This window comes from Paenibacillus sp. FSL R7-0210, assembly GCF_038009085.1.
Lineage (GTDB): Bacteria > Bacillota > Bacilli > Paenibacillales > Paenibacillaceae > Paenibacillus_AQ > Paenibacillus_AQ silagei.
On the sequence record NZ_JBBPAR010000001.1, the window covers coordinates 716,372 to 728,136 of the forward strand.

9 protein-coding genes are annotated in these 11,765 nt (G+C 54.4%); all 9 read left to right on the plus strand.

The window, feature by feature from the left end:
• The first annotated feature begins 10 nt into the window (after positions 1–10).
• Positions 11–1,282, plus strand: coding sequence for an adenosylhomocysteinase (locus MKY64_RS03145; protein ID WP_036724288.1), 1,272 nt, complete (start codon positions 11–13; stop codon positions 1,280–1,282).
• A 209-nt stretch (positions 1,283–1,491) separates the two neighbouring features.
• Positions 1,492–1,929, plus strand: a complete 438-nt coding sequence (mraZ, locus tag MKY64_RS03150) for a division/cell wall cluster transcriptional repressor MraZ (RefSeq protein WP_036724286.1) — start codon at positions 1,492–1,494, stop codon at positions 1,927–1,929.
• Between the two features lie 39 nt (positions 1,930–1,968).
• Positions 1,969–2,922 (plus strand): 16S rRNA (cytosine(1402)-N(4))-methyltransferase RsmH, encoded by a 954-nt coding sequence (rsmH, locus tag MKY64_RS03155; protein WP_340950847.1) that lies wholly within the window; start codon positions 1,969–1,971, stop codon positions 2,920–2,922.
• Between the two features lie 23 nt (positions 2,923–2,945).
• Positions 2,946–3,344 (plus strand): hypothetical protein, encoded by a 399-nt coding sequence (locus MKY64_RS03160; protein ID WP_036724284.1) that lies wholly within the window; start codon positions 2,946–2,948, stop codon positions 3,342–3,344.
• 42 nt (positions 3,345–3,386) lie between these two features.
• Positions 3,387–5,618, plus strand: coding sequence for a penicillin-binding transpeptidase domain-containing protein (locus MKY64_RS03165; protein WP_036724282.1), 2,232 nt, complete (start codon positions 3,387–3,389; stop codon positions 5,616–5,618).
• 90 nt (positions 5,619–5,708) lie between these two features.
• Positions 5,709–7,637 carry a stage V sporulation protein D gene (locus MKY64_RS03170; RefSeq protein WP_036724385.1) on the plus strand — a complete coding sequence of 643 codons (1,929 nt, stop codon included), beginning with the start codon at positions 5,709–5,711 and terminating at the stop codon, positions 7,635–7,637.
• Between the two features lie 247 nt (positions 7,638–7,884).
• The gene (locus MKY64_RS03175) at positions 7,885–9,372 is read left to right on the plus strand and encodes a UDP-N-acetylmuramoyl-L-alanyl-D-glutamate--2,6-diaminopimelate ligase (RefSeq protein ID WP_036724281.1); all 1,488 of its coding nucleotides are present in this window, start codon (positions 7,885–7,887) and stop codon (positions 9,370–9,372) included.
• Positions 9,372–10,781, plus strand: coding sequence for a UDP-N-acetylmuramoyl-tripeptide--D-alanyl-D-alanine ligase (locus MKY64_RS03180; protein WP_340958003.1), 1,410 nt, complete (start codon positions 9,372–9,374; stop codon positions 10,779–10,781). The genes MKY64_RS03175 and MKY64_RS03180 overlap by 1 nt, the downstream gene beginning before the upstream one ends.
• A gap of 15 nt (positions 10,782–10,796) precedes the next feature.
• Complete coding sequence (mraY, locus tag MKY64_RS03185; RefSeq protein WP_340950849.1) at positions 10,797–11,762, plus strand: phospho-N-acetylmuramoyl-pentapeptide-transferase; 966 nt, start codon at positions 10,797–10,799, stop codon at positions 11,760–11,762.
• The last annotated feature ends 3 nt before the right edge of the window (positions 11,763–11,765 follow it).

Consider the following 11,765-nt stretch of genomic DNA (forward strand, 5'->3'; position numbering starts at 1 on the left):
GGGTCCTACCATGAGTTCATTATCCAAGCAAAACAGTATTGTTGCCGATATGTCGCTTGCACCCGAGGGGCATCTCAAAATCGACTGGGTTCGCCAGCATATGCCGGTACTGAACCGTATCCGTGAGCAGTTCGAAGCAGAGCAGCCGTTCAAGGGGCTCAAGGTATCGATCACCCTTCACCTGGAAGCTAAGACCGCTTATCTGGCCAAGGTAGTGCAGGCTGGTGGCGCTGAGGTAACAATTACAGGGTCCAACCCGTTATCTACCCAGGATGATGTGTGTGCTGCACTCGTTGAGGATGGCATTACCGTATTTGCCAAGTACAATCCTTCTCCGGAAGAGTTCAAGGCACTGAACATCCGGGCACTGGAGAGCAAGCCGGATCTCATTATCGATGACGGCGGCGATTTCGCCACTCTGCTGCACTCCGAGCGCCCCGACCTGATGGAGAATATCCGCGGGGGAGCTGAGGAGACAACGACCGGTATTATCCGACTGAAGGCGCTGCAGAAGCAGGGCATGCTGAAATTCCCGATGGTGGCGGTAAATGACGCTTATTGCAAATATTTGTTCGATAACCGTTACGGTACAGGACAGTCGGCATGGGACGGTATCGTCCGCACCACCAACCTGATTGTGGCCGGCAAGACCGTGGTTGTGGTGGGCTACGGCTGGTGCGGTAAAGGTGTAGCAATGCGGGCCAAGGGTCTTGGAGCGAATGTGATTGTAACGGAAGTGGATGCGATCAAGGCGGTAGAAGCCCACATGGACGGATTCCATGTCATGCCGATGCTGGAAGCTGCGAAGCAGGGTGATTTCTTCGTTACAGTCACAGGTAACCGGTATGTGATCCGCGGTGAGCATTATGATGTGATGAAGGATGGCGCGATTCTCTGCAATGCCGGACATTTCGATGTGGAAGTCAACAAGCCGGAACTGGCCGAGCGCTCGGTGTCCCAGCGGACGGTGCGCAAGAACATCGAAGAGTATCAGCTGAAGGATGGACGCAAGCTGTACCTCCTGGCTGAAGGACGTCTGGTGAATCTTGGCGCAGCTGATGGTCATCCGGCAGAGATTATGGATACCACCTTCGCACTTCAGGCATTGTCCCTTAAATATGTGAATGACAATTATAAGAGCATTGGTGTCAAAGTGGAGAATGTTCCCTATGAGCTGGATGAGCAGGTAGCGCGCTACAAGCTGGAAAGTCTGGGGATTGCCATCGACAGCCTGACACAGGCGCAAGTCGAGTATCTGGACAGCTGGAATCTGAACGACTAAGGATATGGATCTGCACGAGCCCGGAGCCAATCACATTGGCCCGGGCTTTTACGTGTCCGCAGGAGATGCAAGAATAGCCTCTTGACAAACAAGAAAAAATTACCTTGCTCCGGAAAAAGGTTTTTGATTTTTAATGGCGAATCTATTATGCTTAGGTGGTGAAAAGTGGGGCAAAGTGGGGACTCGGGATGTAGAGGTGGGAATAGATCATGTTTATGGGGGAATACCAGCATACCATTGACGATAAAGGACGGATCATTATCCCGGCCAAATTCCGTGACATGCTCGGAACCTCCTTCGTGGCGACCCGCGGCCTGGACTCCTGCCTGTTTGTTTATCCCATGGAAGAATGGGGAATCATGGAGCAAAAGCTTAAAAGCCTTTCACTGATGAAATCGGATGCCCGTGCCTTCAGCCGCTTTTTTTTCTCGGGAGCGACTGAGTGTGTATGGGACAAGCAAGGCAGGGTGAATCTGCCGGGAAACTTGCGGCAATATGCCAAGCTGGACAAGGACTGTGTTATTCTGGGCGTTTCGAACCGGGTGGAGATCTGGAACAAGGAGCTATGGGAGCAGTACTTCGAACAGTCAGAGGAATCGTTCAACGAAATCGCCGAGAAATTGGTGGATTTCAATTTTGATCTATAAAACATAACATTTCGAATTACTGCCTTGGAGGGATGCAGCTTGTTTCACCACATCACGGTACTAAAAGAAGAAGCGACAGAAGGGCTGCACATCAAGAAGGATGGCCTATATGTAGATTGTACGCTCGGGGGAGCCGGGCACAGCGCCCTTATCGCATCCAAGCTTAGCGGCGGGGGACGGCTGATCTGTCTGGATCAGGATGACTGGGCACTGAACAACGCGAAGGAGAGATTGTCCGGATACGGCGACAAGGTGGTGACCGTCAAGACCAACTTCCGCGATCTGGAGCAGGTGCTGAAGGGACTGCCGTTTGTTCCGCAAAAGGACGGAGTTCCCCAAGTAGACGGGATTCTCTTTGATCTGGGGGTATCTTCTCCGCAGTTTGATGAAGGGGAACGAGGCTTCAGCTACAACCATGACGCCCCGCTGGATATGCGAATGGATCAGTCGGCACAGCTGAGTGCAGCAGATATCATTAACACATGGAATGAGCAGGACATTGCCAGGGTGATTTTCCAATATGGAGAAGAGAAATTCTCACGGCGGATTGCCCGGAAGATTGTAGAGCGCAGGGAAGAACGCCCGGTGGAGACCACCGGAGAGCTGGCCGAGCTGATTAAGGAAGGCATTCCTGCGGCGGCAAGAAGGACCGGAGGACATCCGGCGAAGCGGAGCTTTCAGGGGCTGCGGATTGCCGTCAATGATGAGCTGGGTGCTTTTGAGGAAGGCCTGCATGCTGCTGTACGTTGCCTGGCGCCTGAGGGCAGGGTATCCGTTATTACCTTTCACTCGCTGGAGGACCGGATCTGCAAGCAGATTTTCAGCAGCTATCTAAGCCGTTGCACTTGTCCGCCTGACCTGCCGTACTGTGTATGCGGTGCCGAAGGCACCCTGAAGCTAATTAACCGCAAGCCAATTGTGCCGGGGGAAGAAGAGCTGGAGCTTAACTCGCGTGCCCGTTCAGCCAAGCTGCGTGTCGCAGAGAAATTGTAGATGACGATAAAGGAGAATCAGAGATGGCTTATACCCGCGGAAATTTAGCAGTTCAACCAAAGAGAAAAGAAGAGGCAAACCCGCTGTACCGTGAGAAAACGAAAGTTGTCACCAGGCGCAGAGTGCTGCCGCTGCAAGAGAAGCTTTTGTACATGCTGACGCTGGGAGCCTTTATTCTGGTAGCAGCCTCCCTGATCTGGCGTTACGTCCATATTTACGATTTGAATATGCAGGCCCAGAAGCTGGACAGCGAAATCGCTAAGAATAAAAAACAAATTGCCACCTATCAGATGGAGAAGCAGACGCTGGAGCAGACAATCGTCCCGCGGGCGAAGGAAATGGGCTTTGTGGTCCCTTCTGAGGAATCTACTATCTATGTTCCGCTTAGCAGCCAGGCTACTGACAAAGCCGGTAAAAAATAGCGATGAACGGCAATCGCAATAATAGAGGTTGTGAGGTACCTTATGGTTAAGAGAATCAAACTTCGCACGCTGTTTATAGGAGGGTGTATTACCCTCTTTTTTCTTGTTTTAGTCGCCAGAGTATTCTGGATTCAGGTTCTGCAAGGCAAGGAGTGGCAGGAGACCGCAGCTAAGCAGTGGGCTCATACTTCAACCATCAAGGCCGTCCGCGGGGTGATCGAAGACCGTAACGGCAATGTGCTGGCGAGCGATGTGCCCGCCGAGACTGTAGTCGTCAATCCTAAGGTCATTGCCGAGAAGAAGATCGGCGAAGAGGTGATCCAGGGTCTGCATGAGCTGCTGAACAAACCGGTGGATGAGCTGAAGAAGCTGGTGGAAGCCAAGAATAATGAAGGCGAGTATTTAACCAACCGTGAGATCCGTAATGAAGGCTGGAAGATCGACAAGGACATGGCCGACAAAGTGAGGGCTTTTGTAGACAAGCTAAAGGAAGAACATGATACGCTGGAAACCGGGGTAGGGCTCGTCAGAGAGCAGAAGCGCTATTATCCTAAGGATTCGCTGGCTGCACATATTCTGGGCTATACCGACAGGGACGGCAAAGCGATGATGGGACTGGAAAAGTATCTGGATACACAGCTCGCCGGGGTCGATGGCAAGCTCAATTACCAGAGCGATGGCAAGGGGGTTAAGCTCCCCGATTCCAAGGACACGTTCCAGCCGGTGGTGAACGGCAGTAACTTCAAGCTGACGATCGACAGCACGATTCAGTACTATATTGAAGAGGCGATAAAGAAGGCGAATGCCGAGTACCGGCCGAAGTCGATCAGTGTCATTGCCGCCGATCCCAAGACGATGGAGATCCTGGGGCTGGCGAATACACCAACCTTTAACCCCAATGAATATTATGACCTTAATCAGGACCCGGCGGGCTTCTTCAACCATGCGATCATGACGAGATTCGAGCCGGGTTCAACGTTCAAGATTGTACCGCTGGCGGGTGCTGTGCAGGAGAAGCTGTTCGATCCGAATGCTAAGTTTCAATCCGGCTCCATCCGGATTAAGGGATACAGCAAGCCTATCTTTGATATGAACAGAGCCGGATATGGAACAATTACCTTTTTGGAAGGGGTCAAGCGGTCCAGTAACGTCGCCTTCGTCAAGTTTGGGTATGAGATGCTGGGCAAGGATGGGTTGCTGAAGTATATCAATGATTTTGGTTTTAGTGAGAAGACAGGAATTGATCTTCCGGGCGAAATCACCGGGCTTGTCAACCCGGACCCGAACCGGGCGGTAGAGAATGCTACACTTGCCTACGGTCACGGCAAGCTGCTGGTGACCCCGATTCAGCAGTTGACCGCCATGGCGGCGATTGCGAACGGCGGCAAGCTGCTGGTGCCCCATGTAGTGAAGGAGGTTACCGATCCGAACACCGGCAAGACCACGGTTACTCAGCCGGAGGTTGTGCGGCAGGTGCTCTCCGAAGCAAGTGCAAGGGAGACGGGCAGCTATCTGGAGCAGGTAGTGGCAGATCAGCAGCACGGAACCGGCCGGCATGCCTACATTGAGGGATACCGGGTGGCGGGCAAGACAGGTACGGCGATTAAGCCGGATGGTAAGGGCGGGTATAACCGCGACAAGGTTCGCTCCTCCTTCCTCGGTTACGCACCGGCCAATGACCCGAAGATCGTGGTCTTCGTAACCATTGACGAGCCTGCCGATGCGGCCGGCGGCGGTGCTGCGGCGGGTCCGGTCTTCAAGGATATCGTCTCCCAGGCGCTTCCTTATATGGGCGTGCCCAAAGCGGGAGATGTCACAGGTCCTGCTGACAAGAAGACGGTGAAGGCCGAAGCTGTTGTCCAGCGCAAAGCGCCGGATCTGACCGGCAAGACGGTGAAGGCAGCGAGACAGCTGCTCATTAATCAGGGCTTTGATTTCGAAGCTGTAGGCCAAGGGGCAAATGTGGTCAGTCAGTACCCTGAGAAAGGCACCGCCCTGACCGCCGGGCAGCGGATCTATCTGTTAAGCGAGCAGGGAGAGAATGTGACGCTTCCTGATCTGCGCGGCCAGTCTCTGCGCGATGCCCTGGAGATTCTGAACCTGCTGAAGGTGGGAATCTCCGTTGAGGGAGAAGGCTATGTCACAGAACAGAGCCAGGCCAAGAATAAGGGAAAAACGCAGGTAGCGCTGAAGCTTAGCCCTCTCAATGAATATGGCGAGAATATTCCTGTTGCTTTAGCGGGCGATGCAGAGAAAGAAGAAGCTGCAGAATAACACCCATATAGGCTTGTTCTAACCCCTGTTTGTCCCGAATAGTCATGAAGGTAAGAGATCATGTCTATGAGTGAAAGCGGGGAGAACACAATGAAGGTATCGAAAGTCGTTAGCCGGCGGAGAATGCTGTGGACGCTGCTGGGACTGGCCGTGTTGTTCGGCGCGCTGGCTGTGCGTCTTGCCTATGTACAATTAACCCAGGGTGAGAAGCTGAGCGAGAGGGCCGAGGATTTATGGCGGCGGAACATCCCCTTCACCGCCAAGCGCGGCGAGATCCTGGACAGGGAGGGGGTGGCGCTGGCTTACAACATCAGCTCACCTACGATTTATGCCATTCCTGTACAGGTGAAGGAGAAGGAACAGACCGCGAAGCAGCTGGCTCCGCTGCTCGGCATGACCGAGGAGAAGCTGGTTCAGCTGCTGACCCAAAAGAAGGCCTCAGTGAAACTGCAGCCCGGCGGCCGCAAAATTACGATGGAGCTTGCCGCGAGCATCCGTAATTTGCAGCTGCCGGGCATCGTTGTCGCTGAGGATAACAAACGGTATTATCCCTTCGGGGATCTGGCCGCACATATTCTGGGCTTCACCGGAATTGACAATCAGGGGATTACCGGAATTGAGAGCATCTATGATAAGCTGCTTCAGGGGAGCGCGGGCAATATCTCCTATCTCTCCGATGCGGGAGGCCGGCTGATGCCCGGGTCCTCCGAGAAGTACACCGAGCCGCAGGATGGACTTAGCCTGCAGCTGACTATCGACAAGCAGATTCAATCTATAATGGAACGCGAGCTGGATCAGGCCATGGTGAAATATCAGGCGCAGGGGGCCTGGTCTATTGCCATGGACCCCCGCAATGGCGAGATTCTGGCGATGGCCAGCCGGCCGGGGTATGAGCCGGGCGCTTACCAGGAATACGATGCCGAAGTATATAACCGGAATCTTCCGATCTGGATGACGTATGAGCCGGGTTCCACCTTCAAGATCATCACGCTGGCTGCGGCCTTGCAGGAGGGGAAGGTGGATCTGCAGCATGAGCATTTTTTTGATCCGGGCTACATTGAGGTTGGCGGAGCTAAGCTGCGCTGCTGGAAGAAGGGCGGACACGGAAGCCAGACCTTCCTTGAAGTGGTCGAGAACTCCTGCAACCCGGGATTTGTAGCCTTGGGACAGCGTCTGGGTAAGGATACGCTGTTCAAGTACATCCGGGATTTCGGCTTCGGGAGCAAGACGGGCATTGATTTGAACGGTGAAGCGAACGGAATTCTGTTCAAGCCGGCCCAGGTGGGCCCGGTGGAGCTGGCGACTACTGCATTCGGCCAGGGGGTATCCGTCACGCCAATCCAGCAGATTGCTGCGGTATCGGCAGCCATCAATGGCGGCAAGCTGTATACTCCGCATGTGGCCAAGGCCTGGATTAACCCGGACACCGGGAATGTTGTCTCCGAGACTGAGCCGGAGGAAGTGCGGCAGGTGATCTCGGAGGAGACCTCGAAGAAAGTGCGGGCTGCCCTTGAGAGCGTGGTTGCCAAAGGCACAGGCCGACCGGCATTTATTGACGGCTACCGTGTGGGCGGCAAAACAGGGACAGCACAGAAAGTAATCAACGGCCGGTATTCTCCAACGGAGCATATCGTTTCCTTTATCGGCTTCGCCCCGGCGGATGATCCGCAGATCGTGGTCTATACGGCAGTCGATAACCCGAAGGGAATTCAGTTCGGGGGTGTAGTAGCCGCTCCGATTGTCCAGAATATTCTTGAGGATTCTCTTCTGTATCTGAAGGTTCCAGAGCGTAAGGATCAGCTGCCAAGAACCTATAAATACGGCGAGACCCCGATAGTGACGGTTCCTGATCTTACGGGAGCCACCGTTCAGGATATCTATGAGGATTTGAATATGAATTTCATGCTGGTCCGTTCCGGCACCGGCAACACCGTGATCAATCAGGCTCCGAAGGCGGGGGCAAGAGTGCAGCAGGGCTCTACGATCCGGATTTACATGGGTACGCCAAGTGAACCCTGAAATTTGTTATATAATGATTTAAAAAAATTGAACTTGAAAATATACAGACAGGGAAAAGTGGCGGAAGGGAATTTTGGAGCTGTAGGAGCGGTAGCGTCCGCCTTTGTCACCGGATTTCTACCGCAAGCAGCGGTTTGATTAAGAGAAATCTGGGGACAACAGCGGCCGGAAGCCCAAAACTTCTCTGGAGTCACGGTAATCCCATACTGAAAAACTTACAAGTACAAATGCAGAGTGAGGGATAGGTATGTTAATTAAAGAACTCTCTTCTTGTCTGGCCGCTGCCCATCTATATGGGGACGGAGACATAGAAATTTCGGATTTGCAGGCCGATTCACGCAAGGTGGGTCCGGGCGATCTGTTCATCTGTCTGCCCGGACATACAGTGGACGGACATGATTACGCACCTCAGGCTGCTACCAAGGGCGCGGCTGCCCTGGTCTGCGAACGGAAGCTGGACATTGACCTGCCGCAGATCGTGGTGGATGACTGCCGGTATGCCATGTCTGTGCTGTCCAATGCCTTCTTCGGTTCACCGAGCAGCCGGATGAAGCTGATCGGCATCACCGGTACCAACGGCAAGACCACGACTACGTATCTGATTGAACGGATCATGCAGGATCATGGGGTGAAGACCGGCCTGATCGGTACAATCCAGATGCGGTATGACGGTCAGAGCTATCCGATGTCCGGTACGACACAGGAGTCGCTGGAGCTTCAGCGCAGCCTGAATCATATGGCGCTTAAGGGCGTGCAGTGCTGTGTAATGGAAGTATCCTCCCATGCACTCCAGCAGGGCCGGGTGAAAGGGACCGACTACCGCACCGCGATCTTTACGAATCTGACCCAGGATCACCTGGATTACCACCATACGATGGAGGAGTACCGTGCAGTGAAGGGCTTGTTCTTCTCGCGGCTCGGCAACGTGATCTCCCCGTGGAAGGAAGAACGCAAGTATGCCGTGCTGAATGCTGACGATGAAGCCAGCGCCTATTTTGCCACCCAGACCGCAGCGGAGGTCATTACATATGGTATCGACAAGGCTGCCAATGTCCGGGCCTCGCAAATATCGATCACCGCCAAAGGAACTTTTTTCCACGTGGAGACGTTTAAGGGTGAGACGGATATTTCGCTTCGCATGGTCGGCAAGTTCAACGTCTATAATGCGCTTGCGGCTATTACGGCTGCGCTGCTGGAGGATGTGCCGCTTGCGGACATCAAGGCCAGTCTGGAGTCGGTTGCCGGCGTGGACGGCCGTGTCGAATCGGTGGATGCCGGGCAGGATTTCGCGGTGATCGTTGATTATGCGCATACGCCGGACGGTCTGGAGAATGTGCTGAAGGCGGTATGTGAATTCGCTGCGGGCAAGGTGCTTACTGTCTTCGGCTGCGGCGGGGACCGCGATACGACCAAACGGCCACTCATGGGCAAAATAGCTGCGAAATACAGCGACCATGTGCTAGTCACCTCCGACAACCCGCGGACGGAGGACCCGCTGCAGATTCTGGCTGATATTGAGGCGGGCCTGCGTGAGGATGGCGTGGCGCGTGAGCGCTATGAGATGATTCCGGACCGGAGGGAAGCCATCACAAAAGCTATTGAAATGGCAAGCCCCGGCGATGTAGTATTGATTGCGGGGAAAGGTCATGAGACCTATCAGCTGATCAAGGGAGTCGTTCATGACTTCGATGACCGCATCGTTGCCAAAGAAGTGATAAGGGGCCGAAGCTATTGATTATTAGAACATTGCATAACGTCGCGGAAATGTGCGGAGGAGAGCTGTCCTCGTCCGAAGCTAAGGATATAGAGATTAAGGGAGTCGTAACCGACTCGCGCAAAATATCGCAGGACTGCCTGTTCGTCCCGCTCGTTGGAGAGAACTTCGACGGCCATCACTATGCGGCCGCTTCGCTGGCGGCAGGATCTGCCGCTACCCTCTGGCAGAGGGATAAGGGGCCTGCACCCGCAGGCGGCGGGGTTATTCTGGTAGAGGACACTTTAGCGGCACTGCAGAAGCTGTCCTCCGCCTATTTGGCCGAGGTGGCCCCCCAGGTGGTTGCCGTAACGGGAAGCAACGGCAAGACGACGACCAAGGATATGATTACGGCATTGCTGGAAGTGCAGTACAAGGTACACAAGACCCAAGGGAACTTCAACAATCATATCGGCCTGCCGCTTACGATTCTCTCCATGGACAGCGATGTTGAGATCGCTGTGCTGGAGATGGGCATGAGCTCACGGGGAGAGATCGCCCTGCTGTCTCTGCTCGCTTCTCCTGACGTAGCGGTAATTACCAATGTCGGCGAATCCCATCTGCTTCAGCTTGGCTCCAGCAAGGAGATTGCCAGAGCTAAGCTGGAGATTGTGGACGGACTTCAGCCGGGCGGGCTGCTGATCTATAACGGGGATGAGCCGCTGCTTGCCGAGGTTCTGGCAGAGCCAGGCTTCCGCACGCCTGAAGGGCTGCTAACCTTCCGCTTCGGGCAGTCGGATGACAATGATGATTATCCGACCGGCCTGATGACGCACAGCGGGGGAATGACCTTCACCTCGCTGCAGCATGGGGAGCGGGCCTTCACCCTTCCGCTGCCGGGGCAGCATAATGTAATTAATGCGCTCGCTGCGCTTGCAGTGGCGCGTCATTATAAGGTGACCGATGAGAATATGGCAGAAGGACTAAGCGGCCTCAAGCTGACCGGTATGCGGATTGAGGTTATTCAGGCGGCAAGCGGACTGGTGCTCTTGAATGATGCCTATAATGCCAGCCCTACGTCCATGAGAGCGGCGATTGATGTGCTGCAGTCCATGAAATGCAGCGGCCGCAGAATCGCGGTGCTGGGGGACATGCTGGAACTCGGGCCGGAGGAGCTTCAGTTCCACCGGCAGATCGGCAGCTATCTCGACCCGGAGCTGACGGATGATGTATTCACCTTCGGGCCGCTGTCGGCGCAGCTTGCGGCGGCGGCCTCGGAGCGGTTCGAGGCCGGGCATATCTATGCTTTTACAGATAAAGAAGCCTTGATCAATGCCTTGACTGCGATGTGCGGCAATGATGATGTTGTGTTGTTCAAAGCATCCAGAGGGATGCGGCTGGAAGAAGTGCTCCACCGCTTGAAAGAACATTCTGAAGCGAATGCTAACTAAAGGAGGGGTGTACCCATGGATTATCAATTACTTCTGCTGACTATTGCTGTGTCCTTTATCCTTGCGGTCATTGCCGCTCCGCTGATTATACCGCTGCTGCGCCGGCTTAAGCTGGGACAGCAGGTTCGTGACGACGGGCCCCAGACCCATTTGAAAAAGGCGGGAACCCCTACCATGGGCGGTGTAATTATCATGGTCGCGTTCACGCTGTCTTTTCTGAAATTCTCGGTCATTAATTCGGATTTCTATGTACTGCTGGCTGCTACGCTGGGCTATGGACTCATTGGATTCCTGGATGATTATATCAAAATTGTGTTCAAGCGCTCCCTCGGCCTTACGGCGCGCCAGAAGCTGCTGGGCCAGCTGCTGGTCGGCGTCGTGCTCAGCGTCCTGCTGATCTCGGCCGGGCATCATACGAATATCAGCGTTCCGGGAACCTCCTTCAGCTTCGACTGGGGCCCCTGGTTCTATTATCCGTTCATTGTGCTGATGATGATGGCAATCACGAATGCCGTTAACTTCACGGACGGTGTGGATGGTCTGCTATCAGGCGTAAGTGCAATTGCGCTCGCTGCCTTCGCGGTGGTAGCCATGCAGGCAACCTCGATTGCCGCTGGTGTCTGTGCCGCTGCGATGATTGGCGCAGTGCTTGGCTTTCTCGTATTCAATGCCCATCCTGCCAAGGTGTTCATGGGCGATTTCGGCTCCTTCGGAATCGGCGGGGCGATTGGCGCGATTGCTATTGTCACCAAGACCGAGCTGCTCTTTGTGGTGATTGGCGGAGTCTTCGTGGTTGAAATGCTGTCCGTAATTATTCAGGTCGCCTCGTTTAAGACGCGTGGCAAACGGGTATTCAGAATGAGCCCGATCCATCATCACTTTGAGCTGGGCGGCTGGTCGGAGTGGCGTGTAGTCGTCTCCTTCTGGGCGGTGGGCCTCGTGCTGGCGGCAGTTGGACTATATCTCATCAAGGGGTTGTAACGA

Excerpts from the sequence above, each read along its gene's own strand:
- MKY64_RS03145 (WP_036724288.1), top strand. The coding sequence starts at position 11 with ATGAGTTCATTATCCAAGCAAAACAGTATTGTTGCCGATATGTCGCTT.
- mraZ (WP_036724286.1), top strand. The coding sequence starts at position 1,492 with ATGTTTATGGGGGAATACCAGCATACCATTGACGATAAAGGACGGATC.
- MKY64_RS03160 (WP_036724284.1), top strand. The coding sequence starts at position 2,946 with ATGGCTTATACCCGCGGAAATTTAGCAGTTCAACCAAAGAGAAAAGAA.
- MKY64_RS03165 (WP_036724282.1), top strand. The coding sequence starts at position 3,387 with ATGGTTAAGAGAATCAAACTTCGCACGCTGTTTATAGGAGGGTGTATT.
- MKY64_RS03170 (WP_036724385.1), top strand. The coding sequence starts at position 5,709 with ATGAAGGTATCGAAAGTCGTTAGCCGGCGGAGAATGCTGTGGACGCTG.
- MKY64_RS03175 (WP_036724281.1), top strand. The coding sequence starts at position 7,885 with ATGTTAATTAAAGAACTCTCTTCTTGTCTGGCCGCTGCCCATCTATAT.
- mraY (WP_340950849.1), top strand. The coding sequence starts at position 10,797 with ATGGATTATCAATTACTTCTGCTGACTATTGCTGTGTCCTTTATCCTT.